This window comes from Microcoleus sp. S36a_B3 (assembly GCF_036700745.1).
In the GTDB taxonomy this organism is placed as follows: domain Bacteria; phylum Cyanobacteriota; class Cyanobacteriia; order Cyanobacteriales; family Microcoleaceae; genus Microcoleus.
In genome coordinates this window covers 185748-210888 of the sequence record NZ_JAUBPN010000005.1, presented here as the reverse complement: position 1 = coordinate 210888, position 25141 = coordinate 185748, and the positions used below count along the sequence as shown (strand labels likewise).

24 protein-coding genes are annotated in these 25141 nt (G+C 44.0%); 13 read left to right on the top strand and 11 right to left on the bottom strand.

The window, feature by feature from the left end:
* Nucleotides 1–173 precede the first annotated feature (173 nt).
* The gene (locus QUA01_RS08350; protein WP_333089083.1) at nt 174–1160 is read right to left on the bottom strand and encodes a calcium-binding protein; all 987 of its coding nucleotides are present in this window, start codon (nt 1158–1160) and stop codon (nt 174–176) included.
* A gap of 531 nt (nt 1161–1691) precedes the next feature.
* Between QUA01_RS08350 and QUA01_RS08345 the strand changes: the two genes are divergently transcribed.
* A complete protein-coding gene (locus QUA01_RS08345; protein ID WP_333089236.1) occupies nt 1692–5687 on the top strand; it encodes a magnesium chelatase subunit H in 3996 nt (1331 codons plus the stop codon).
* 164 nt (nt 5688–5851) lie between these two features.
* Entirely contained in the window at nt 5852–6427 is a 576-nt protein-coding gene (locus tag QUA01_RS08340; protein ID WP_333089080.1) for a Uma2 family endonuclease, read from the top strand.
* A gap of 88 nt (nt 6428–6515) precedes the next feature.
* Here QUA01_RS08340 and QUA01_RS08335 read toward each other — a convergent pair whose 3' ends face one another.
* Entirely contained in the window at nt 6516–7889 is a 1374-nt protein-coding gene (locus QUA01_RS08335; RefSeq protein WP_333089078.1) for an ATP-binding protein, read from the bottom strand.
* 278 nt (nt 7890–8167) lie between these two features.
* Here QUA01_RS08335 and QUA01_RS08330 point away from each other — a divergent pair, with 278 nt between their 5' ends.
* The 3 genes from QUA01_RS08330 to QUA01_RS08320 all read left to right on the top strand — a co-directional run bounded on the left by QUA01_RS08330 (nt 8168) and on the right by QUA01_RS08320 (nt 9584).
* Nucleotides 8168–8407, top strand: coding sequence for a hypothetical protein (locus tag QUA01_RS08330; protein ID WP_333089075.1), 240 nt, complete (start codon nt 8168–8170; stop codon nt 8405–8407).
* 77 nt (nt 8408–8484) lie between these two features.
* A complete protein-coding gene (locus QUA01_RS08325) occupies nt 8485–8757 on the top strand; it encodes a hypothetical protein (protein ID WP_333089074.1) in 273 nt (90 codons plus the stop codon).
* A 164-nt stretch (nt 8758–8921) separates the two neighbouring features.
* On the top strand, nt 8922–9584 hold the full coding sequence (locus QUA01_RS08320; RefSeq protein ID WP_333089073.1) for a GUN4 domain-containing protein: 663 nt from the start codon (nt 8922–8924) through the stop codon (nt 9582–9584).
* Between the two features lie 101 nt (nt 9585–9685).
* On the opposite strand, the gene QUA01_RS08315 is transcribed toward QUA01_RS08320, so the two are convergent.
* From QUA01_RS08315 to QUA01_RS08290, 6 genes are all read right to left on the bottom strand, one after another.
* Nucleotides 9686–9913, bottom strand: coding sequence for a hypothetical protein (locus QUA01_RS08315; protein WP_333089071.1), 228 nt, complete (start codon nt 9911–9913; stop codon nt 9686–9688).
* A 92-nt stretch (nt 9914–10005) separates the two neighbouring features.
* Entirely contained in the window at nt 10006–10260 is a 255-nt protein-coding gene (locus QUA01_RS08310; RefSeq protein ID WP_193972563.1) for a ParE family toxin-like protein, read from the bottom strand.
* Complete coding sequence (locus QUA01_RS08305; RefSeq protein WP_193972564.1) at nt 10260–10460, bottom strand: hypothetical protein; 201 nt, start codon at nt 10458–10460, stop codon at nt 10260–10262. Before QUA01_RS08305 ends, QUA01_RS08310 begins: the two co-directional genes overlap by 1 nt.
* A 68-nt stretch (nt 10461–10528) precedes the next feature.
* A complete protein-coding gene (locus tag QUA01_RS08300) occupies nt 10529–10759 on the bottom strand; it encodes a hypothetical protein (protein ID WP_194068128.1) in 231 nt (76 codons plus the stop codon).
* 298 nt (nt 10760–11057) lie between these two features.
* Complete coding sequence (locus QUA01_RS08295; RefSeq protein WP_194068127.1) at nt 11058–11252, bottom strand: type II toxin-antitoxin system RelE family toxin; 195 nt, start codon at nt 11250–11252, stop codon at nt 11058–11060.
* Complete coding sequence (locus tag QUA01_RS08290) at nt 11252–11467, bottom strand: hypothetical protein (RefSeq protein ID WP_194068126.1); 216 nt, start codon at nt 11465–11467, stop codon at nt 11252–11254. The genes QUA01_RS08295 and QUA01_RS08290 overlap by 1 nt, the downstream gene beginning before the upstream one ends.
* Nucleotides 11468–11541: 74 nt before the next feature.
* On the opposite strand from QUA01_RS08290, the gene QUA01_RS08285 reads away from it, so the two are divergent.
* Both QUA01_RS08285 and QUA01_RS08280 read left to right on the top strand, forming a co-directional pair.
* Nucleotides 11542–11778: a hypothetical protein gene (locus tag QUA01_RS08285; RefSeq protein WP_333089064.1), complete on the top strand. Its 237-nt coding sequence runs from the start codon at nt 11542–11544 to the stop codon at nt 11776–11778.
* Between the two features lie 164 nt (nt 11779–11942).
* Nucleotides 11943–12518: a hypothetical protein gene (locus QUA01_RS08280; protein WP_333089062.1), complete on the top strand. Its 576-nt coding sequence runs from the start codon at nt 11943–11945 to the stop codon at nt 12516–12518.
* Nucleotides 12519–12611: 93 nt separating this feature from the next.
* Here the strand turns inward: QUA01_RS08280 and QUA01_RS08275 are convergent, their stop codons facing one another.
* Entirely contained in the window at nt 12612–13292 is a 681-nt protein-coding gene (locus tag QUA01_RS08275; RefSeq protein ID WP_333089060.1) for a class I SAM-dependent methyltransferase, read from the bottom strand.
* A gap of 60 nt (nt 13293–13352) precedes the next feature.
* A complete protein-coding gene (locus QUA01_RS08270) occupies nt 13353–14531 on the bottom strand; it encodes a glycosyltransferase family 2 protein (RefSeq protein WP_333089059.1) in 1179 nt (392 codons plus the stop codon).
* 156 nt (nt 14532–14687) lie between these two features.
* Here QUA01_RS08270 and QUA01_RS08265 point away from each other — a divergent pair, with 156 nt between their 5' ends.
* From QUA01_RS08265 to glcD, 4 genes are all read left to right on the top strand, one after another.
* A complete protein-coding gene (locus QUA01_RS08265; RefSeq protein WP_333089056.1) occupies nt 14688–15080 on the top strand; it encodes a transporter in 393 nt (130 codons plus the stop codon).
* A 99-nt stretch (nt 15081–15179) separates the two neighbouring features.
* Nucleotides 15180–17129 (top strand): hypothetical protein, encoded by a 1950-nt coding sequence (locus QUA01_RS08260; protein ID WP_333089054.1) that lies wholly within the window; start codon nt 15180–15182, stop codon nt 17127–17129.
* Nucleotides 17130–17159: 30 nt separating this feature from the next.
* Nucleotides 17160–18023, top strand: coding sequence for a DUF6671 family protein (locus QUA01_RS08255; protein WP_333089052.1), 864 nt, complete (start codon nt 17160–17162; stop codon nt 18021–18023).
* Nucleotides 18024–18036: 13 nt separating this feature from the next.
* On the top strand, nt 18037–19512 hold the full coding sequence (gene glcD / locus QUA01_RS08250) for a glycolate oxidase subunit GlcD (RefSeq protein ID WP_333089050.1): 1476 nt from the start codon (nt 18037–18039) through the stop codon (nt 19510–19512).
* A 58-nt stretch (nt 19513–19570) separates the two neighbouring features.
* On the opposite strand, the gene QUA01_RS08245 is transcribed toward glcD, so the two are convergent.
* Entirely contained in the window at nt 19571–21463 is a 1893-nt protein-coding gene (locus QUA01_RS08245) for a PAS domain S-box protein (protein WP_333089048.1), read from the bottom strand.
* A 530-nt stretch (nt 21464–21993) separates the two neighbouring features.
* Between QUA01_RS08245 and purH the strand changes: the two genes are divergently transcribed.
* The gene (gene purH / locus QUA01_RS08240) at nt 21994–23538 is read left to right on the top strand and encodes a bifunctional phosphoribosylaminoimidazolecarboxamide formyltransferase/IMP cyclohydrolase (RefSeq protein WP_333089047.1); all 1545 of its coding nucleotides are present in this window, start codon (nt 21994–21996) and stop codon (nt 23536–23538) included.
* A 364-nt stretch (nt 23539–23902) separates the two neighbouring features.
* Nucleotides 23903–24838, top strand: a complete 936-nt coding sequence (locus QUA01_RS08235; RefSeq protein WP_333089045.1) for a 2OG-Fe(II) oxygenase — start codon at nt 23903–23905, stop codon at nt 24836–24838.
* Nucleotides 24839–25141: the final 303 nt, after the last annotated feature.

The window sequence follows — 25141 nt, the reverse complement described above, 5'->3', positions numbered from 1 at the left end:
CACAATTGCCCAACCAATCAAAAGTCATCAATCAACAGCATTAGCTAGTGACTGATGACTGATGACTGATGACTAATCACTAATCACTACTAAGACGGCCCGCACGGGGAACTGCCCCTACTGACTACTAACTAATGACTAATGACTACTGACCAATGACTAATGACTAATGACTAACCAATTAAGAAAGTACCGTTACCGTTAGATTCTTGGAAAGTCAAACCCAAAGTTGCACCTCCTTCAATCACGCCCAGCACATCTCCAAAACGCTGGATTGATAAATTGTTGCCAACGGGATTCAGAGTGTAGCCGTCGTTTAAAGAATTTCCTTGCAGTTGGATCAAATCGTTTTCTATGTCGAAGTTCCGAATTGTAGCTTGACCGTTACCCGTATACAGGGGTGTCGCGGAGGGATTCTGGGCTGCTGCTGGAACTCCGAGGACGAATGTATCAATGCCCGGACTGCCGGTCAGCACATCGAATTCATTGGTGCCAAAGCTTTCATACTGCCGGTTCCCGTTGCGATCGATGCCTACTTCCACTCCGACAAGTTCCGCATTTCCCGCGCCTGCACCAGTGATGACATCGTTGCTGCGGCTGCCGACAAAAGTCGCAGACCGGCTGGGCTCATTTTTGCCGAAATTGAAGAAGTGTTCGCGACCGGTTTTCAAGTTTCCTGAGTTGACAAACGGTACGATATCGGGATTTTCTTTTAAGTATTCCGGTTCAAAAAATGAAGTTCCAAAACGACCTTCTTTGGCCCCGAATTTAATGAAATGGTCGTACCCAGATTTGAAAGTTCCGTTCTGAATAAACGGTTGCAGTTCTGAGTTGTTTGCTAAATAAAAGCTTTCGTTGTATTCGGGAGATACGGAGGCCCGGCGCTGTCCTTCATCGTAGCCGAATTGAATAAAGTGATCGAGACCGGTTGCAAAAGGTGCGTTGGGATTGACTGTGCGGACGAAGGGTTGAAGGTCTGGGTTGGCGGCGAGGTAAGTAGCTTCGTCAAAATACCGCGATATTTTAGTTAAGCCGCCGGCTTGACCGTATTTTTCAAAGTGTTCTTTGCCGGATTTGATGATTCCTGCATCAATGGCGGGTTTGACCCAAGGATATTGAGCTAGGTAGTATTGTTCGTCGAAAATTGCGTAGTTAGCCATGTTTTCCCCCTAGGGTTTTGATGAGCCTGACAATAAAAAGCAATTAATTTCGCTGGCGATCGATCGCGGATCGGGAACTTATACAATACTGAATTTATGAAACTGTTTTAAGTTCCCGACCAATATATAAATTTTCTCATGCGGAACTCATCAGAACGGAAAATTGCAGATTCGGAACTGATTTTTTTCTGCATTTGATTAATTGCTCGATCGCCAGTTTAATTAGTTCTACAAACTTTGGAACCTTGGTCAGGAGCGTTTTTCTCAAAGATTGGTCTATCGTTTATTTTTTTATCATATTTTATGAATTCATATATTTGTTTTTCTGTCAAGTAAAGATTTACTAATAAAATTTGGAGTGTTTGCTCAAGGAATTTGTCAAATAATGTAACGAAAAATCGTCATAAATTTGTCGAATTGTGTCATGTGCAGGCTCAAATCGCCCAATGGCAAGCGTTTTCTGGTAAAAATGCTTATGGGATAAAAAAATTCCCGATTGCCGAAAACAGCATCTTAAAGGAGCCTAACCGGATGTTCACTCACGTCAAGCCCACCATTCGCCACGTCGTGCCGGAAAACTTGCAGGGGCGATCGCTCATGAAGGTGGTCTATGTCGTACTAGAACCGCAGTATCAAAGCGCCCTGTCGGCAGCGGTTCGAGCGATAAATAACAAAAATCCGAATCTGGCAATAGAAATCAGCGGCTACCTGATCGAGGAACTCCGCAGCCCGGAAAATTACGAGGCCTTCAAGCGGGATGTGGCCGATGCCAACGTATTTATTGCTTCTCTAATTTTTATCGAAGATTTGGCCGAAAAAGTGGTAGCGGCTGTAGAACCGCTGCGCGACAGCTTGGATGTCGCCGTTGTCTTCCCGTCGATGCCGGGGGTGATGCGCCTGAATAAAATGGGCAGTTTCTCGATGGCGCAGTTGGGACAAAGCAAAAGCGCGATCGGCGAATTCATGAAAAAACGGAAGGAAAAATCCGGGAGTTCCTTCCAAGACGGAATGCTGAAACTGCTGCAAACTTTGCCGAAAGTGCTGAAATATTTGCCGATCGACAAAGCCCAAGATGCCCGCAACTTCATGCTGAGTTTCCAGTATTGGCTGGGCGGTTCCCAAGAAAACTTGGAAAACTTCCTGCTGATGCTGTCCCATAAATATGTCTTCAAAGGCCAGGAACAGCTAAGTTTTCAAGAACCGGTTGTCTACCCAGATATGGGGATTTGGCATCCCTTGGCACCAGGAATGTTTGAGGATGTCAAAGGATATCTGAACTGGTATAATGCCCGCACAGATATTTCCGCAGACCTCAAAGACCCCCTCGCACTCTGCATCGGTTTAGTGTTGCAGCGCACTCACTTAGTTACCGGAGATGACGCGCACTACGTCGCAATCGTGCAGGAATTTGAGGCAATGGGGGCGCGGGTTTTGCCGATTTTTGCCGGCGGTTTGGACTTCTCTAAACCAGTTGAGACTTTTTTCTTGGAAGTCGGGGCCAAAGGTGTTACACCTCTGCCGATAGTTGATGCGGTAGTTTCTCTGACTGGTTTTGCTTTGGTAGGTGGCCCGGCGAAACAAGATCACCCAAAGGCGATCGATACTTTGAAAAAGCTCAATTGCCCTTATATGGTGGCTTTGCCGCTGGTTTTCCAAACGACGGAAGAGTGGGAAAATAGCGATTTGGGCTTGCACCCGATTCAAGTTGCTTTGCAGGTTGCCATTCCTGAGTTGGATGGTGCGATCGAACCGATTATTTTGTCGGGAAGAGATGGCGCAACTGGCAAGGCGATCGCCCTACAAGACCGAATCGAAGCAATTTCCCAGCGTGCCATGAAATGGGCAATGCTGCGCCGCAAACCAAAATTAGATAAGAAAGTTGCGATCACAGTTTTCAGTTTTCCTCCCGATAAAGGCAACGTCGGAACAGCCGCTTACCTCGACGTTTTCGGCTCAATTTACGAAGTATTGAAAGCCCTAAAAGGCAACGGTTACGACTTGCCCGAACTGCCGGAATCTGCCGAAAAGCTGATGCAAGAAGTCATCCACGACGCCACAGCCCAATACCAAAGTCCTGAGTTAAATATTGCTCACCGGATGTCCGTAGCTGAGTATGAAGAATTCACTCCTTACTCGGAACGATTGCAAGAAAATTGGGGCCCGCCTCCGGGACATTTGAACAGCGACGGACAAAATTTGCTAATTTACGGCAAACATTTTGGCAATGTGTTTATCGGAGTGCAACCTACTTTTGGATACGAAGGCGATCCGATGCGGTTGTTATTCTCTCGTTCCGCCAGCCCGCACCACGGTTTTGCTGCTTACTACACATATTTGGAGCGCATTTGGGGTGCGGATGCGGTGCTGCACTTCGGCACTCACGGTTCCCTAGAATTCATGCCCGGTAAGCAGATGGGAATGTCTGTCGATTGTTATCCTGACAGTTTGATCGGCAAGATTCCTAACCTCTATTATTACGCTGCTAATAATCCTAGTGAGGCAACAATTGCTAAGCGCCGCAGTTATGCTGAAACAATCAGTTATCTGACTCCTCCGGCTGAAAATGCTGGGTTGTACAAAGGTTTGCAGGAACTCAGCGAGTTAATTGCTTCTTATCAAACTTTGAAAGAGACTGGGCGCGGTGTGCCGATTGTGGATGCGATCGTCGAAAAATGCCGTTTGGTCAATTTAGACAAAGATATTGACCTACCTCCCGAACAGGAAAGAGGCGTTGCTGCGGGGATGACTGCCCAGGAACGGGACAATTTAGTTGGCTTGGTTTACCGCAAGTTGATGGAGATTGAATCGCGGTTGTTACCTTGCGGTTTGCATATTATCGGTAAGCCGCCAACTGCCGAAGAGGCGATCGCAACTTTAGTAAATATCGCCAATTTAGACCGCGAAGAAGACAACTTGATCAGCTTACCGCGAATTATCGCTAACAGTCTGGGACGCGATATCGAAGAAGTTTACACTAACAGCGACAAAGGCATTTTAGTTGATGTCGAATTGCTGCAAAACATCACCCTAGCCTGTCGGGATGCAGTCAGCGCTTTGGTGAAGGAACAAACCGACGCTGAAGGCCGAGTTTCCCTAGTTTCCAAGTTGAATTTCTTCAACATGGGCAAGAAAACACCTTGGATTGATGCCTTGCACGCCGCTGGTTACAAAAAAGTCGATCCAGAACCGATTAAACCGCTGTTTGAGTATCTGGAATTCTGCTTGCAGCAAGTTTGTGCCGACAACGAATTAGGCGCTTTGTTGCGCGCCCTAGAAGGCGAATACATTATCCCTGGGCCCGGCGGCGATCCGATTCGCAACCCGGATGTTTTGCCGACTGGCAAGAATATGCACGCTTTAGATCCGCAGTCAATCCCGACGACGGGTGCGGTGAAGTCTGCTAAAGTTGTGGTTGACAGACTATTAGAAAGACAGCGCACCGATAACGGCGGAAACTATCCCGAAACCATCGCCGTTGTGCTCTGGGGAACCGACAACATCAAAACCTACGGCGAATCCCTCGCCCAAGTAATGTGGATGGTGGGAGTTAAGCCAGTTCCTGATGCTTTGGGCCGGGTAAACAAACTGGAATTGCTGTCTTTAGAAGAGTTGGGACGGCCTCGAATCGACGTAGTAATTAACTGTTCCGGCGTATTCCGCGACTTGTTCATCAACCAGATGAATTTGTTAGATAAAGCCGTGAAAATGGCAGCGGAAGCCGACGAACCGTTAGAGATGAACTTCGTCCGGAAACACGCATTGAAGCAAGCGGAAGAAATGGGAATCAACCTGCGACAAGCAGCAACCCGGGTATTTTCCAATGCCTCTGGTTCCTATTCATCTAACGTCAACTTGGCGGTGGAAAACAGCACTTGGGAAAGCGAAGCCGAGTTGCAGGAAATGTATTTAACCCGCAAATCCTTCGCCTTTTCTTCCGACAATCCGGGAACAATGGAACAAGACAGGCAGATTTTTGAGTCATCCTTAAAAACTGCTGATGTCACCTTCCAAAACTTAGATTCTGCGGAGATTTCGCTAACTGACGTGTCGCACTATTTCGACTCCGATCCGACTAAATTGATCGGCAGTTTGCGCGCAGATGGAAAGAAACCGACATCCTTTGTTGCTGATACAACCACAGCCAACGCGCAGGTGCGGACGCTATCAGAAACCGTGCGTTTAGATTCGCGCACCAAGCTGCTGAATCCGAAGTGGTACGAGGGGATGTTATCCCACGGTTATGAAGGCGTGCGGGAGATTTCTAAGCGTCTGGTAAACACGACTGGATGGAGTGCGACTGCTGGCGCTGTGGATAATTGGGTGTATGAGGATGTCAACACTACTTTTATCGAAGATGCGGAAATGCAGAAGCGTTTGCTGAATCTGAATCCTCATTCGTTCCGCAAGATTGTGAGCACTTTGCTTGAGGTGAATGGCCGGGGTTATTGGGAGACTTCGGAGAACAATTTGGACAGGTTGCGTGAGTTGTATCAGGAGGTGGAAGACCGGATTGAGGGAGTAGAATAAACCTCCGAATTTCGGACGATAGCCTTTAATCTGTAGGGACACAGCAATGCTGTGTCCTTATATTTTTGGGAGGGTTTTGATGAGTAGGAAGCGATCGCCCTCGCAACTCACTCGATATGCTACAATCGCCAATAAAGGTCGTTTAGCCGCGATAAAATACCGCTATGACTACCCTCACCCTCAACCTCAACCCAATTATCAAGCTGACAGACGAGCAGTTTTTCCAACTCTGTCAGGAGAATGAAAATATTAGATTGGAACGCACAGCTAAGGGAGAATTAATTATCATGTCACCAGCAGGAGGAGAAACTAGCAACAGCAATGCAGGATTAACTGCACAAATTTGGATTTGGAATCAGCGAAATAAACTGGGTAAAGTTTTTGATTCCTCTGGCGGTTTTAAACTTCCCAATGGTGCAAATAGAGCGCCTGATGCTTGTTGGGTAAAGCTAGAACGTTGGGATGCACTAACTCCCGAACAACAAAAGAAATTTCCGCCCATTTGTCCTGATTTTGTCGTTGAGTTAATGTCTCCCAGCGATAGTTTGAAAGAAACTCAGGATAAGATGAAAGAATATCGAGATAACGGTGCTGTTTTAGGTTGGTTGATTAATCGCAGATCGCGACAAGTAGAGATTTATCGTCAGGATCGAGAAGTTGAAGTTTTAGAATCTCCAGCCACTGTATCAGGTGAAGATGTTCTCCCCGGATTTATTTTGAATCTTGAGTCGATTTGGTAAAGTGCGATCGTACCTGTCCGATACAGTAAAACGGTAGGGAAACGGCAGTGCCGTGTCCTAGGGATACGGAAACGGCAGTGCCGTTTCCCTACGTCTGAGTTTTTACATACTGTTTCACCACTGAATTCAAACTAAACAAAGTTATCTGTTCCTGTTCCTGCGTATCCAATAAAAACCGATTTCCAAGAGATCGCACTGCATTGACTATTTCTGACGGCGAAAATGGTATTTTGTTGAAAATTTGCGACACAGCAACGGGTTCAGGTTGATTAGCTAGGTGAACCATAACTGCCAATTCTGCCGCAGTCAAACGCCCAAAAGGTTGAGATAACTGAGATTGCAACCCTTCATCTAAAATCGGCATCTCGCAGTGCAAAAATTCAGAAACTCTCCCCCCAAACAACTCTTGAATCAGCGTTGCAGTGAACTCCAACCACAGAGGATTGCCTTGATAAATATCAATCAAAGTTGACCATGTTTCCTCATAGGATAACTTTTGTGAGTGCAAAATTTCTTTAGCTGCGACTCCTAAACTTCCCAATACCAGACATCGCACGGGATGATTATCTTTTGATAATCTGGCAATTTCTCTGGGTTTTTCCCAACTATTCAATATCAAACAACTTTGATGACAAACTTCGCCAATTAGTTTAAACAATAACTGATAATCTTCATATCCAGTTTTATATTGTCCCGCTAGTTGCCCGCTGCCCAAAAGCATCTGTACGTCATCGAGGACAATCAGACATCGGTATTTTCGCAGGTAATCGAGGATTTGGGAAATTTTGGTTTCGATGTTTTGGGGAATTTCTGATTGTTGGGAAAAGATTTGCAGCAGGTTGGTGAGGGTTGCATCGAGGGTTGGGGAAAAGCGGAGGCTGCGATAGATGACGTAATCGAATTGGGTTTTGATGCGATCGATCAGGCTTAGGGAGAGGGTTGTTTTGCCGATTCCGCTGATTCCCAGGAGTGCGATCAGGCGTGTGCGATCGCCCGTTATCCAGTTTTCGAGGGTGGAGAGTTCAGAAGTGCGATCGAAAAAGGTGAATATTTCCGGTGCGTCGCCTAAGTCAATTTGGGGTTGTTTAGAAGTTAATTGGGAGTTTTGGGGTTCTGTTGGACTTCTCGCCCTTTCTTGACAAAAGTTGACGTTATGATTAACTGTTCCATAATTTTCACCAATAGCTGATGAATGATTATAAAAATTCGCTCTTTCCAGTATAGCTCTAACATTTACCTTGCTAACTTCTTCGCCGAAGACATCTGATAATATATTCCATAATTCAGAAGCAGCAACCCTAACATAACCTTCACTACAATCGCGGTCTTGCGCTACTCTTGTTGCATATTTTCTACCTTGCAGCACTTCTTTTAAAATAGCTTCTTGCAGGTCGTCTAAGTGCTTTCCTGTTGTGGAAAAAACTTTCTTATCTGCAAATCTTAAGACTTCGTTAAGCTCCATAGAGCGCGTCTGGGGTAATTTTTAGTTATTATAACTTATTTTTTATAACTTTTTAGATAACATTACATAACATTTTCTAAAGTGAGTGGGTGGGCGATGAGCCAAAGTGGTCATTGTATGATTTTTGGAGTAGAGGTTGGTTGCACTGAGGGCGATCGTGCTACAACCGGGCTTGTCGATATTTCTGGAATTTGCGGGGTGTCTGGGGTAAGTCCCGACATCTCTGACTTACTCAACCTCATGAACATCCCATATTCAGCGTTACAGAACTCAACCAAATGGAAACTGTCCCTGTAAAAATGTCAGATATTCGAGTCCCAAATAGAAGCGAACTCATTGAAGGAAAAATAAGGTCAATAGAAAATTCTCCTGACTCTATCTCAAGTCTGCTTCACGACGAAACAGATCCTATAACTCTGCATAAAGGTACACCACCTTACGAAGTTTATAGTGGAAGACACAGAGTTTATGTAGCCAATCAAAAGGGGATTAAGATCACTCCTGCGGTTTTTAATTAATCAGATATCACGCTTTTATTTTGAAAATGTTGGAGGGTTAATGGAACGCGATTGCCAACATTTATAGCAAAGGTTAAATGTTAGACGATAACTTCACCAAACCTGCTAGTCAGAGTTCAGTTAATACTGAGATTGAGTTGAATCTTACAAACATCAATGGAGTAGTTATGGCTAGAAAACACATGGGTACAGTTAAAACGCCAGAAGATTCCCCTTACGATTATTATTGGGATGAAGATACCGGCGAAGTATATGTTGGTAATGAATCTGCTGGTAAAGCCTCATCCGCTGATGAAGCTTGGCGTAAAGCGAATTTCTACGCAACTACGCTTAAGAAATGGAAGGATTGATTGAGAAAACTTGAGATCGCCCACATTTACAGGAAAAGTTAAAGGTTGGGCGATCGCTCTCTCGGATCTACTATGCGGTAGTGGGAAGGATGAGAGAGGGCGCAAGGGCCATCATTTCTTAAGCTCTCCGTTATATATAAAATATTTGTCGATAAGGATTGATAATGATGACATTAATTCTAATTGTAATTGTGATTGCCACTATTGCTTACTTTGTCTTAGTTAATAAAAAGGAAAATCAAACTCCTAGCCTTCCTAATCGTAATGAAATAAGATACCCCACTATTGATGAAAGTCAACTGAATGACGATCTGAGTTCAGCAGTAGGGATAGATTATCGAAACCTGCGGAAGTGTCTAGCAGTTAAAGATTTTGAATCCGCAAATAAGGAAACTAAATCTCTTTTTGAAAAAATTTCCTCTATAGACCTTGACCTAATGGATCCCGATCCTCAAAACAGGAAAATACCAAGAATTCCTTGCACAGATATATGTACTATAGACAGGCTGTGGGTCAAATACAGCGAAGGACGTTTTGGTTTTAGTGTTCAATTTATGATTTGGAGTGATATTTATCTTCGTCTTTACAATGAGAAAAAAGAATTTAACAGGCGAGAAAAAATTGAAAGTAGCGAGGACGAACTTGAATTATCAGCTAATTTCGATGCCATGTATAAATTCTATAACATAATAGGATGGGACGATTCTCGTCGAATTTATCAAGAGTCAGCACCAGAGGGTCATTTGCCCTCCCTATTTTGGCATCATCCATTTCATTACCGTACTATGGTAGGCGTGTTTCATCGACTTATGAGCTGTCGTAAGTAGAAAAAAAGATACCTAGGCTCAGTCAACACATCGCCCAACTTAATCAAATGGATTCAACATTCTTAACCCATCAACGCGCTTAAAATCCTCAGCATTGCGAGTTACCAAGACACTTCTCTAAGTTGCAACTGGAATTCCAAAGCATCCACACGATACGGCAAAAAACCTCGCCATCTCTTGAGATTTTTCCTGGGCAATCTTTGACTGCTACCCTCAGTCTGGGTTGTTACCCGATCGCGCATCAAAGCTGACAATACTTCTAAAAGCTGCTGTTGCTCATCAGGAGTAAGATTTTGAGCCTGACTCAGTACCTCGCTATAAGTAGACATAGGCTTTATGTTGAGATTTTTGGGCTGATTGTCATTATAGCAATTTAGGATCGAGGGAAGTACGATCGCCCCTTTTTTCCATACGATCGCCCTTATTTACCAATCAGCCGATCGTACTCTGCGTGAGTCCCAATCCAAAACCACAAAATACCTGTTTCAATTTCCACACCCAAGGCGCGATAAGCCTGTCCAGCCCTTACAGACCAATACTTACCAACTTTCTTAAAATGTAAAGAAGGATGAGACGGATCGACCCTCAGCAACTCATAACACTGATCTGCTGTAGCCTGTACCGTTGAGGGTAAAGCGTTATAACAGTCCCAAAATTTTCGAGTAGTATAGTGCATTAAATCTCTCGATAGTTACCACTCTCAAAATCGGCGATCGCTTCTCCTGCTAAAGCATCCAGTTTACCCTTAGCAATATCTTTCTCTAGCTGAATATCCCATCGTTGGTAATCCAAATTCAAAAACCACTCTAACAACTCTCCAATTTCGTTCGGCGGAAGTTCGAGAATCGCATTTTCTATCTGTTCTACAGTCAACATAGGCTGTCTTAGATTACACTTTATTTCGCTGATTTTATCGTAGCACTGCGATCGAAGTGATTGAGATATTACTCATCCCATTCTTCTCTTAGCTGCAACTGGAATTCCAAAGCATCCACACGCTTCGGTAAAAAACCGCGCCATCTCTTTAAATTTTTCCTGGGCAATCTTTGACTGCTATCCTGAGTCTCGGTTGTTTCCCGCTGACGAATCAATGCTGACAAAAATTCTAAAAGTTGCTGTTGCTCTTCAAGAGTGAGACTTTGAGCCTGACTTAGTACCTCGCTATAAGTAGACATAGGCTTTATGTTGAGATTTTTGGGCTGATTGTTATTATAGCAATTTAGGCTCTAGGAAAATGCGATCGCCCGTTTCTTCCCAAGTACGCCCTTTTCTTCCCGAAGTGCGATCGCACTTCAGTTAATCATAAATTTCTCTCCGGTGTCCAATCTGGTGAATAGTAATCACATTTAAATCATCATCAAAAGAATAAATTACCCGATATAGCAATCCTAAGTGATTTTCTAGATCCGTAAAATTTGAAAGCCTTGCTATACAACAAGTCTAGGAAGACAAGAGGGCGTTGTGTTGTGAGACTCAGATCGGATTGCTATAATCACCCACTCTTAACTTAAAGAAACCTGCCAGATTAGCCGACAACGGCATAGGAGTAATTTGTTCAAAATTTTCAGCCAACCAATTGATTTTATTACCTATACGCTCCCGCACAGGCTGAGTCAATCTTTCTTGGTTAACCAGAGCTTCTGCTGTCAACTCAACCAAATAGCTCATTACGCCTTCATGCCGAGTTTTTGATAAACTTCCCCCGCTTCGATGCTGCTTTCTCCTGCTTGCTTGCGCTTCATTGACTCTAACAATTTCAGCTTGACTTCTTCCTTAACTTCTAAACCTGCATCAGGATCGCCCAAATATTCTTCTAAGCATTGTTCAACGGTATGCCGAATCAAGTCCCGCAGTTGCTCAACTGTCATATCTTTGACTTGCATATTAATCTCCTAGTCTGTGGGATTATCGATAAATTATAGCAACTTTCTTTGAGCCAAACCCAATCAAACTGATTTTGGCTCAAAGAAAGTGCGATCGCCCTTTTCTTCCCGAAGTGCGATCGCGCGGATTAACTATCGATCGCCTGCCGGATCGCTTTGGCCCGCCACACTCAGCATCGGAAGAAAATCAGTATAATGCCAGATCCCCGCTAGCTTTTCGCGCGATCGAACGCCAGAGGATATTGCTGTTAGGGCGATCGACCTTTTGGTGCTCTCCTCGGGCGATAGTTAATCCCCAAATTTTAACTTAAAAATAAATTTTTCCACCATCGTTTTCCAACCGCCAAGCAGCTTTATCTATGACAATTGCAGCGGGATTGGCAATAGTTGCCGTGTACTTACCGAAAATGCCAACCCTTTTCGCTATTCTTTCTCCCACCTATTCCCAGCAATTTTAATATTGCTCGCAATAGCAATGACCGACACGGACCCATCAAATAAAAACAAAGCAGGCAATTTTTTTCTGGTTGCTGTATTTTGTGCTGGTTTGGCAATTAGCTACGATTGGGATACCACCAAACAAACTTATTCAGCGTATCTAAAAAACATTCAATTTGGACTAACAAATCCATCGTTAGCTACAGCCAAGCAAAAGTCGCAATATGCAGCCCTACAGCAGTCTATTCCACAAGGAGAAACAGTTTTGACCAGACTAGACGCACCTTTTATTCTCGACTTTAAACGCAATCAAATTTTTCTCGCTGACTGGCCCGGGGGAGCTAGTTTGCCACCCGGTATGCCTGCCTTCAAAGGCCCTGAAGCCTTGGCAAACTATTTAGCCACAAAATCTATTCGATACATAGCTTATTCGTCTTGGAGTCTCCATCATCCTGCTGTAGATACTTCAGGGCCTGGATTGTCATCTTGGTTTCGACTGCAAGCAAAACTTTCTCACGACTTTCGGGATAACGTGTGGGAACTTGCAAAAACTCGAAAACAATTGTATGAAGACGGAGAAAATTTTGTGCTGGATTTAGAAACAAAATTGTAGAAAGTCTTGGACGCGGAGATAGTCAGAAATTTGGTTTTTTCCAAACATCTTTCGTTGCAGCCAACAGTAAAAGTAAAAATCAGGTTTCTTCGATCACAGGGGATTTTTTACATAAAAAAGCAAATTGGATATTAAACCGAGAAGCCGGAAATGTTTGGTATCAATTTTAGCCTCTGCTGGCAGCATCTGCAATACATCTTTTTCGGATAAAAGATTGAGGTTTTCTTCTTGGGCGAAAAAGTTCTTGCCCAGCAATCTCAAAAGAGCTCGAAACGAAGAGGGGGGAAGCCAGTGAATTAAGGGGACAGCGGTGTGGAATTCTACGGGAAACCAGCGGTTAGGAGTAGTGATGCAGCAGGTTTTGCCGACGCGGCAAAGTTCTCGAATAAAAGTTTTTTGCTGAGTTCGATTGCCGACGTGTTCGATGACAGCAAAACTCACGACTAAATCAAAACTTTTGTCTGGAAATGGTAAAGTCAAACCGTTAGAACGGACATACTTTAAACCGGGATATTCTTGTTCTAAAAATGCAGCATCTTCCATGCCCACAGCGGTGATTTTGTGGGGGTAGGGATAGAGTTTCTCAAAAAAATTGCAATCTTCGCGGCGGTCGGAAGTTACTCCTACATCCAACACGGTTGTGTCGCCGCTGGGATTGGCTAATGCCATGAGTAAATTAAACATTTTTTGGCGGGCGTACCAAGATAGTTTGGTGGCGAAACCACCAAGCTTGGGGCCTACGTACTCGCTGGAGTTTTTTTGATTTATTGTCATAGGATTTGAGGTTTTGGATGTACTCAGAGCAGAGGTTGTAGTGTTTCAGTGATAATTAGTTTACCTGCGCTTCAAGCCCAGCACGCTGAGAAAAAAGCTGGATAGAACCATCTGTAAACCGACGGTCAGGCACGTGAGCGAGGGAATAACTAAACGGAGAGTTTTAGAAGGATCTAGAAAACCGAAAGCTGTATCGCTCCAGATAGTTAATGACAAAAACGAGCCAACTATTCCGATTAATATCAGCGTGACTCCGGTAATCAATCCTGTTTCTAAGGTAACGTAGCGAAATATTTTGTTGAGTTTGGGGTCTTCCGGCAGCAGTTTTTCGCTGATGGCGAAAACTTTGGTGAAGAAGGCGAAAGTTACTGCTTGAAAACCGACGATAATTGCGATCGCCCCATAAAGCAGCGTATGTACGTCAAAGTTAATACTGCCAATCTTTTGAGTACCGGGCAACAGCCAGATGGTAACAATTATACCCAAAATCATCAGCGCCACACCAGGATACAAAAACAGCCAGCGAGGACTGTAAAGCAACAAAAATCTGAGATGCCGCCAGCCATCTCGCCAAGTTCGCAAGTGCGGCGGGCGACTGCGCCCGTCGGGAGATAGTACCGTTGGGACTTCAGCGATTTTCAACTTGTACAGAGATGCTTTGACGACCATTTCGCTAGCAAATTCCATACCCGTTGTTTGCAAGTCGAGTTTCAAAATTGAGTCTCTCCTAAAACCCCGCAATCCGCAGTGAAAATCGCCGGCGGGACTTGCAAAGAATAACCGCCCAACCCATGTCAGCACCGGATTTCCTAAATATTTGTGCAGCGGCGGCATTGCACCCGGTTTGATGCCTCCTTGAAAGCGGTTTCCCATGACTAAATCGCAGCCTCCCCGCAATTTTTCGACAAAGGCACCGAGGTTAGAAAAGTCGTAGCTGTCGTCAGCGTCGCCCATGATAATATAAACTCCGCGCGCCGCTACGATGCCTCCCATCAGGGCGCTGCCGTAGCCTTTGGCTGCTACGGGCACGACTCGGGCCCCCATTTTGGTGGCGATATCTTGGGAACCGTCAGTGCTGCCGTTGTCTGCTATGATGACCTCGCCGGCAATATCCAGTTCGCGCAGTGACCTCTGAGCCTTCTCGATGCAAATTTCTAAAGTTTCTGCTTCGTTGAGGCAGGGCATGAGTATCGAGAGTTCGAGAGTGTATTCCCCGCTGGTGTTGGTCTGTTCTGCCATAGGTTTATTCCAGGCGTTGCTGGCGATCGACAATACTTACTTTTCCAGTATCTCTGCTTAAATTATTAGTTGTGAATAAAAATCAACAAAACTTAATTAAAGTTTTTCAATTTTTTCCCAACTGCCGTTTTTTTGTAATATTAGGTTAGTTAATTTATGAGTAGAAGCGTTTTTCTAGTTTTGCTCGCTGCTATTTTGTGCAGTGTAGTGGGTCAATTTAGTCTGAAAGCAGGAGCAAAAATCTTAGGGCCCATTGGCGCGGCTAATTTAGTGGAAAAAATTCTCGCAATGGCAACTCAGCCTTTGATAGTTGGAGGTCTGTGTTTGTATGCAGTTTCTTCGATCGGCTTTATCGTCGTTTTGTCTCGCGCCAACATTAGCATAGTCTCGCCTTTACTGTCAATTAGTTACCTGTTTACTGTGTTGGGCGGGAAAATTGTATTTAACGAGCCTTTGCCACCGCTGCGGTTGGTAGGCGTGGGGCTAATTATGACGGGAGTAATTTTTGTACTCCAAGGTCAAAGTGGGGGAACCGCTGGGGGCAACTAGCGATCGCTTTTAACATTGATCATTGAGTGCTGAGTTGATAACTTAATTCAAAGGGTGTGTCTGATCGTAACCTTCTAAATCGATACTGAGGTCACAATTATGAATTATTATTATTTTATTTCTTTTGCCTGGGGAATTTTCATTCTTGTATCCCTGATTGGTTGGGGTGGAGTAGTCAACCGCATCCTTTTTCCTCAGTACAGAGTTGACTGGGGACAAAGAGCCGCTTGGGGGATAGCTTGGACGATTATATTTGGTGGTTTATTAAATGTGACATGGACTATTTCGCAAGCAACTATTTTAATATATATATGCTTGGGCGCACTTTACGGAATAATAGATGCCTGGGCAAATAAAACTTTGATCGCCGACGAGCTGAATCGGTTAATTAATGCTTTTAAAGAAAATAGTTTTTTGGCGATCGGGACTTTTATCGCTTTGCTTCTGGCTGCTGTGCAATACAGTGGTTCAGTGGCCTGGTATAATTTTAATCCTCACGATGACTACCACGCCTATTTTGTATTCCCCCATAAAATGCTTCAAATAGGTTCTCTTGGTTCCGATCCTTTCAGCGAAAGAAGATTGGTATCTGCACTGGGAGGACAATCATTCTTGCATACATTAATTCTCAGCCTGTTGGATGAAAGAAGTTTATATCTGATCGATCCCGGATGCGCCTTAGTCGTAATGATAGGACTCACGATCGGATACTGTCAGCAAAAACAATTTTCAAAAAGCTCGACATTACTGATTGTGTTCGCATTTTTATTAATTAGCCGAGATCATACAAATACAACTGGTATATTAATTCCGGTATGTCTTTTCTTCAGCTTATTTAGAGTTTTTGATTGGGACAAGCTAAAAGCAACAAACATCCACAGTAATGCTGCGATTGTAGGATTGCTTGCAGCCGCCATCTGCGCTTTAAAAACCACCTTGATTCCCGCGTGTATTATTTTCTTCACCTTTAGTTATTTTTTCTATATCCTTGGCAGCCAAATAAAGCATAAAGCAATCTACGAATTTTGTTTGGCTAGTATTTTATTGGCTGTGTTTATTTTACCCTGGTCGATCTCACTGTATCAGTCATCAGGGACTTTACTATATCCCATACTTGGGAAAGGTTTTCATGGTTCTGTATACGGAGGCTCGGTCAAGCTTCCTAGCAATGAGATTTTTGGAGAGCTTTTTCGATTTTCAGCACTTAGACTCAAGCTATATGCAATTTTAGCAATTGTTTATTTACTGACTGTATTGAGAATTAGATTTTTCATGGTTGGTCTCCATAAAAAGCCAATTGTTAGGGAAGCAACTCTGTCTATTAATCTTAGTAATGTGATGGGCGTTGCAATCATAGGAATTTCTACTGGAGGCTCGGATATCGACCGCTATTCATATTCACTACTATTAGTTGTGTTCCTGATATTAATATTGGTTGTTATGGAAAACATCGAGCCAAAAATGTCAAACTTCAACTTAAGAAATAGGCGTTTCATTGGTGGATTATTTTTGTCATTGTTGTTAGCGATAAATTGTAAGGGCGACAAAATGTTTAGACAATATAATAATTATTTAGAGAACATTGCCTCTGGTTTAAAAAATGTACCTTTAGTGACACGAGACGAGCGAGAAAAATATTCAAAAATGCTAGATTCGGTTCCTGAAGGAGAAATAGTTTTAACAAGACTTGACAAACCTTTTTTAATGAATTTTAAGAAACATACAATCTGGATTGCAGACTACCCAGGCGGGGCTAGCCTTCCGCCCGGTATGCCTTCCTTTAAAGGAGAAGAAGCGCTAGCAGATTATCTAGTTTCAAAATCGATTAGATATGTTGCATATTCTTACGCTGATGAAGCGAACTTTCCTAGGAAATCTCTAGAATATAGACTCGAAGTCAAGGCACTAGGTTTTTGGCTCCGAAATCAGGCATTGAACACTTTTGAATTTCAAGATAGCTTACAAAAACTCGGTCAAACGAGAAAACGGATTTATGATGATGGAGCAAATTTTGTAATTGATTTGTCAAGCAATAAAAACAAGCAGTGATATCAGTTTTATTTGCAGTATTTAAAATAGATGAACCAACATCACTTATTGATCGATCGCACCGCCGTTATTGCTACAATGCACCAAAAAGAACGGGTGATGGCTCCCATTTTGGAACGAGAATTAGGCGTAAAACTCGTACTGTCGCCAGAGCTTAATACAGACGCTTTCGGAACATTTACTAGAGAAGTTAAACGCTTGGGCACTCAAATAGAAGCCGCCCGCCGGAAAGCAGAAAAATCTCTAGAAATTGCGGGCGAAACTCTGGCATTTGCGAGTGAAGGTACTTTCGGGCCTCACCCAATGATGCCGTATCTGCCAGCTAATCGAGAAATCGTAATTTTATTAGATCGAGCCAACAATCTCGAAATTATCGGCGAATCATTGTCTGTAGAAACTAATTACAGTCACCAGTTAGTTGCCACTATAGAAGAAGCAGATGATTTTGCTCAAAAAGCTGGATTTCCCGCACACGGACTGGTGGTTATAGTTGGCGATGCTGCTAAAGGGGAGGGAGACATTGTTAAGGGAATAACTACCGAAAAGCAGTTGTTTGAGGCGGTGACAGCAGGCTTGAAAAAATCTTCAACTGGCAGAGTTCACATCGAAACAGATATGCGGGCGATGTACAATCCCACTCGGATGAAAAACATCGAAAATGCAACTCTCGATTTAGTTAGAAAATGTCAGCAATTGTGCCCGCAGTGCGGTTGGCCGGGATTTGAAGTTACTGACAAAAAAATCGGATTGCCCTGCGGACTTTGCTATTTTCCGACTCAGCTAGTGCGATCGACTATTTATCAATGCAAAAACTGCGGTTATACTAAAGAAGAACTGTTTCCCGACGGTCGAGAGACTGCCGATCCAGCTCAGTGTCAGTATTGCAACCCTTAAAATTAAGTTACTAATGATAGCCGTAGCAACCGAACGCAACTGGAAACCCGTTATTAAAGAATTTGAGGCTGTAGTCGGCAAAAACGGGGTAGTGCAGCGCCGCGAAGAATTGATTGTTTACGAGTGCGACGGGCTCGCCAGCTACCGCCAGCGCCCCGCTGTGGTAGTGTTGCCGCGCACTACCGAGGAAGTGGCAAATGTGGTCAAAATATGCGATCGCAATTCCATTCCCTGGGTAGCTAGAGGCGCAGGAACCGGGCTTTCCGGCGGCGCTTTACCCGTAGAAAACTGCGTGCTGATTGTCACAGCCCTGATGCGAAAAATCCTAAAAGTAGACTTAGAAAATCAGCAAGTAGTCGTACAACCGGGAGTAATTAATAACTGGGTAACGCAAGCAGTTAGCGGTGCCGGTTTCTACTACGCACCCGATCCTTCCAGTCAAATTGTTTGTTCGATTGGTGGCAACGTTGCCGAAAATTCTGGCGGCGTTCACTGCCTCAAATACGGAGTTACAACCAATCACGTTTTAGGATTAAAATTGGTAATTCCCGACGGTTCCATTGTCGATGTTGGCGGCGAAATTCCCGAAATGCCCGGTTACGATTTAACAGGTGTATTTGTCGGTTCCGAAGGCACTTTAGGTATCGCCACGGAAGTTACTTTGCGAATCCTGAAAGCGCCGGAATCGATTTGCGTTTTGTTGGCGGATTTTGCCAGTATCGAAGCAGCGGGCGAATCGGTTTCCGATATTATCAGCGCTGGGATTATTCCAGGCGGTATGGAAATCATGGACAATATCAGCATCAATGCTGTAGAAGATGTGGTGGCAACTGGTTGTTATCCCCGCGATGCAGCGGCAATTCTGCTGATAGAAATTGACGGTTTAGAAGTGGAAGTTGCCACAAACAAACAGCGAATTGCTGATATTTGCAAGCAGAATGGAGCGCGAAATATCACTACTGCCCATGACCCGGAAACGCGGATGAAAATTTGGAAAGGGCGGAAAGCTGCTTTTGCGGCGGCGGGTCATCTCAGCCCGGATTATTACGTGCAAGATGGCGTAATTCCGCGCACGCAAATGGCTTATGTTTTGAAGGAAATTGAGGGTTTGAGCGAGAAATACGGTTATCGGATTGCGAATGTATTTCACGCGGGAGATGGGAATTTGCACCCGCTGATTTTGTACGATAACTCGGTAAAAGGTGCGTTGGAAAAGGTGGAAGAATTGGGGGGAGAAATTCTCAGGCTGTGCGTGAAAGTCGGCGGCAGTCTTTCGGGGGAACACGGCATCGGTGCTGATAAGAAGTGTTTTATGCCGGATATGTTTTCGGAGGTAGATTTGGAGACGATGCAGTGGGTGCGTCAGGTGTTTAATCCGAAAGGTTTGGCGAATCCTGGGAAGATGTTTCCGACGCCGAAGACTTGCGGGGAAGCGGCGAGGGCTAAGGTTGAAACTATGAAGAAGTTGGAGGGTGCGGAGGTTTTTTAATTCCCCAGATAAGACGGCAGTTTCAACCGCCGTCTTATCTAATGTGCGATCTAATGTGCTAATGTGCGATCGGCATTTTGATAATAAATTCCGTGCCCTTGCCCAATTCCGAAGTACAAGATAATTCGCCATTGTGTCTTTCTACAACAATTTGATAGCTAATTGACAAACCCATTCCCGTGCCTTTACCAACGGGTTTGGTAGTAAAAAATGTATCGAATATGCGCTGCTTAACTTCTTCAGCAATTCCCGGCCCGTTGTCAGCAATTTTGATTTCTACAAAATTCTCCCTAACTTCTGTGCAAATCTTAATCTGGCTGGGACTCTCTCGCATTTCTTGAAAACTTTGCTTACTATTCCCATCACCTAAAGCATCGATCGCATTACTGAGAATATTCATGAAAACTTGATTTATCGGCCCACCAAAACACTCCACAGGTGGTAAGTTTCTATATTCTTTGATAATTGCAATTGGCGGTATTTCACCATTTCCTTTCAAACGGTGATTTAGTATTAACAGCGTGCTGTCAATACCTTCATGGAGGTTAACGGGTTTCATCTGTGAATCGTCGTGCCGCGAAAAGTTCCGCAGCGACTTGACAATCTGGTCAATCCGCTCGATACCGACGCTCATTGAAGATACGATTTTGGGGAAATCTTCAACCAAAAAATCTAGCTCATTCTCTTCTATTTTCTGTTGAATTTCTACAACTGGATTGGGATAGTGCTTTTGGTAAAGTTCGAGGTAATTAAACAAGTCTCTAGTATAATTTTTGAGGTAAGCAAGATTGCCGTAAATGAAGCTGACGGGGTTGTTGATTTCGTGAGCGACTCCGGCAATTAGCAATCCCAAACTAGACATTTTTTCGCTCTGCACTAATTGGGAATGAGTGGATTTTATTTCTTTTAGTGCTGCTGCTAGTTGAGCTGCTTGTTTTCTGCTTTGTGCTTCCGAATTATGCAATGCTTCTTCGGCTTGTTTGCGATCGGTTATGTCTCTCTGTACACCGATGAAATGAGTTAATTTACCTGTTCTATCGCGCACTGGAGATATTGACAAAGCATTCCAAAAAGCGGTTCCGTCTTGGCGGTAATTTTTTAATCTTACCTTGCATTCGCTCTCTGTTTTCAATGCTTGGCGGATGGTGTTTAGCGCATCGGAGTCTGTATCGCTTCCTTGCAAAAATCGGCAGTTTTTCCCGATAACTTCCTGTCGCCGATAACCTGTCATGCTCTCAAATGCGGGATTGCAATAAATAATTGGATGTTCTGGGTTAGTTGCGTCAGAGATGACTATTCCGGTGCTGGTAGCTGCCATAGCCCGATCGTACAACCAAAGCATTTCTTCGGCGCGCTTGCGATCGGTAATGTCCCGCAGCGTCGCTAAATAAGCCATTTCTCCTTCCCATTCCGTTTCCACCAACCGCATTTCTACCACAGCATTTTCTTGCTGCTTGCGAATAACTTTAACTTCTGTTTGTACGACGCGAATTCCTGCTGTAGCTGCTTTTCCAACTGGGGGAATAATATCTGCGTTCATCTCCAGATCGCAAGCAGAACCTTCTACTAGCAAACCACCAAAAAACTCTCGACCTAAAAGTTCCTCCACCGTGCAGTTAAACAGCGCTTCTGCTGACTGATTTACAAAACAAACCAGTCCTCGTTTGTTGACAATTACCATGCCGTCTGCATTCTTTTCTATCGTATTCCGAAACCGACCTTCGCTAGCTTTCAAATCCTGCTTGAGCTGTTCCATTGCTCGCTGCATCTGCTGCATTTCACACAAACTCAGACTGTAAGCTTGTGAAAAGTTGGCCTGTGTCGAAGTTTCTGCTGATTTTTTGGATATCTCTTGAGAGTTTATTCTATTGGTCATGTTGCTAGCAGTTTGTTTCGGGTTCCTGCTAATATTACTGAGCTGATTTTCTGAATTTGCTTCTTGAAAAAACATATTTGAACCTACTATTTTTTTTATTAAGATGTCGCTCTTGCCCAATTTTTTGGCTAATTTAGGGATAGAACAATTTATAACCGATGCTAGCACATGAATTTGATAATTAATCCTAAAATATCCTTAAGATTATAGAGCGATCGCCAGCGAATTATCTATTACACTTGAATAAGTAATTTTAACAGCATAGACCTGGGCGCGGGAGGCTGCCGTGAAGGGGAAAGATGGCTTCAATCCCTCTGACAGCGGACAATATAATAGGATCGACGCACCAGTTATAAATATTTATAGCCTTTCTCCGAAAGGTGAGGTACTGTCCGGCATAGGGCATATGGTATACCTCACCACGCTTGAGAACAGCTATATAATTAACTGAAAAGTGTTTTATTGTATAGAAAAAATATACTTATAACAAGCCAAGTCATGTTGAGATAATGTAATCACAGTCACAAACTACCAAATTATTCCCCTACCACCAGATTTGATATAGAATATAACCTGTCTATTTTTGCGATCGCAATTTCAAACCAATGGCACGTCTAGCACTTCTGAGCGTATCCAACAAAACCGGGCTAATCGACTTAGCGCGCAGTCTAGTAGAAGAATTTGAATTTGACATAATTAGCAGCGGCGGGACAGCAAGCGCCCTCAAAGAAGCAGGAATCCCAGTCACAAAAGTTGCAGAATATACTGGTTCCCCCGAAATTTTGGGAGGGCGAGTCAAAACACTTCACCCGCGAATCCACGGAGGTATTTTAGCGCGCCGCGATGTAGCGCAAGATATCGCAGATTTAGCCGAAAATCAAATTCGGGCGATCGATCTAGTTGTAGTGAATTTGTATCCATTTGAACAAACAATTGCTAAACCGGGAGTAACTCTAGCAGACGCAATTGAACAGATCGATATCGGCGGGCCGGCAATGCTGAGAGCTTCAGCTAAAAACCACGCTCATTTGACAGTTTTGTGCAATCCCGAACAGTATAATACTTATTTAGCAGAACTGCGGGAAAACGGCGGGGAATCCTCTTTAAAATTCCGGCAAAAGTGCGCGCTAGAAACCTTCAAACATACAGCAAACTACGATCGCGCGATCGCCAATTATCTCAGCAGCCAATCCGAGCCAGAATCGAAGCTACCAGAAGATTTCAACGTATCGGGAACAGAACTGCAAACACTCCGCTACGGCGAAAATCCCCATCAAGCGGCCACCTGGTATCAAAGCGGAACTGCACCCACAGGCTGGACGACTAGCACCATCCTGCAAGGCAAAGAATTAAGCTACAATAATTTAGTAGATTTAGAAGCAGCAAGGCGGCTAATTGTAGAATTCCCGGACACTCCCGCCGCCGCTATTCTCAAGCATACAAATCCTTGCGGTACAGCCTTGGGAACAACTATTTCCGAAGCGTATCAAAAAGCTTTCGACACCGATTCAGTCTCAGCTTTCGGTGGAATTGTCGCCCTTAACCGCCCGATTGATGCTGCTACCGCAACGGCGTTAACTAAAACATTTTTAGAATGTATTGTTGCGCCGGGGTGCGAACCAGAAGCGGAAGAAATTATCAAGAAAAAGGCGAAAGTTCGAGTCTTGATTTTGCCGGATTTGACTCAAGGGCCGCCGCAAACTGTTAAAATTATTGCAGGTGGTTTGCTGGTTCAAGAGTCAGACAATGCAGTAGAAGAAACTAGCAATTGGCGCGCAGTTACTGAGAAACAGCCGACGGCGCGAGAGTTGGAAGAGTTGCTGTTTGCTTGGAAGGTAGCGAAACACGTTAAATCTAATGCGATCGTTGTAACGCGCGATCGCACTACAATCGGTGTCGGTGCGGGACAAATGAACCGCGTCGGATCGGTTAAACTAGCATTGGAACAAGCAGGAGAGAAGAGTCAAGGAGCGATTTTGGCTAGCGACGGCTTCTTCCCCTTCGACGACTCCGTAAAAACGGCGGCGGGCGCGGGGATAATTGCGATCGTCCAACCGGGAGGTAGTATGCGCGATAAAGATTCGATCGAAGCAGCCAACCAACTCGGAATCACAATGGTTTTCACCGATATCCGCCACTTTTTGCATTAGGAATAATACCTAGCAATTTTCAATTGTGTATCATAGGGTAGGGATACAATAGTGTTTGGGGATGTCAATAAGCGCCTAATTTTTTTGTATCCCTCGTTGATAGCAGAGTCTAGATCCCCCTAAATCCCCCTTAAGAAGGGGGACGAAAGAGAATACTCTTATCCCGTCTTAAGACGGGAGACTGTGACACTCTTATCCCCTACTAAGACGGGAGACTGTGACACTCTTATCCCCTACTAAGACGGGAGATTATGACATTCTTGTCCCCCCCTTTTTAAGGGGGGTTAGGGGGGATAGAAAAGACTGTGACACCAATCAAAACTGTTATATCCTAACGACTTCCCAGTTGCATCCTTAAAAAATTATGACTTACACTCAACAGCAAATTCAACCCCAAGACGTAAAAGTTAAAATCCTGCTCACCGGCGGACATCAGTGCACCATTACGCTCAAATCCGACACACCATTATTGCACAGCCTAGTCAAAACATTAGTCGATCGCACCCAAGCAACAGTAGGTTTTTCCACCTTATTTCAAATCCCCATAGACGATGGGCGTTCTAGCCTTTCCTTTCCCGGCGAACACCTAGTCGGATTAGTCACTGAACCCCCAATTTACTTGCAGCAACTGCAACCGCAGCAGCCAGCAACTCCCGCAGAAATCCCCGCCGAAATCCCCGCCGAAATTCCCGCCGCGCCTGTAAATGACGACTTAATATCTCGCTACGCCCAAATAGATAACTTTTTGACACCAGCCGAAAAAAACAAATTAATCAAATATGTTTTAGCAAAAGAATCAGAATTTGTGAGTACCAGCACCTCAACAAATGCCGAAGATTACCGCCGTTCTATGGTACTTCATTCATTCCCCGAATTTTCAACACTGATGGTAAATCGGATTAAAGGAATTCTCCCCGACGTGCTGCGGAAATTAAATATCCCATCATTTCCGCTTGGTGATATAGAATCTCAGCTAACCACACACAACGACCACAACTTTTATAAACTTCACAACGACAGCGGCTCGCCCGATACCGCGAGTAGATTTTTTACTTACGTTTACTATTTCTATCGAGAACCCAAGGCTTTTTCCGGTGGCGAATTGCTGATTTATGATAGCAAAGTCGAGAACAATTTTTATGTGGCGGCCGACACATTCAGAACGGTAGAACCTCGGAATAACAGTATCGTATTTTTTCTCAGCCGCTATATGCACGAAGTTTTGACAGTTAGCTGTCCCTCGAAAGCTTTTGCTGATAGTCGCTTTACTATTAATGGCTGGGTGCGGAAAGCGGATTGAGATAAGATTTGCGGGTTAATCTGGGTGCGCAAAGTAAAGATAAAACGGCGGTTAATATCAATTCCGGTTGCACTCATACATGATGTTAACTGTTAACAGTGAATTTATATCAATTCTGTTAGCATCAGAATTATTCATTTCTCTCTAATCTCTCTGTGTTCTCTGTGGTTAAATCATTCCGATGCAACCGGAAACGATATTACTATTCCGATGAAGAGAGAATTTGATATAAAACCAGGTTTACACAAACAAAACCCAATCTGAGAGGGGTTGAAGAATGGATGGTTAACATTACGTTTTTTT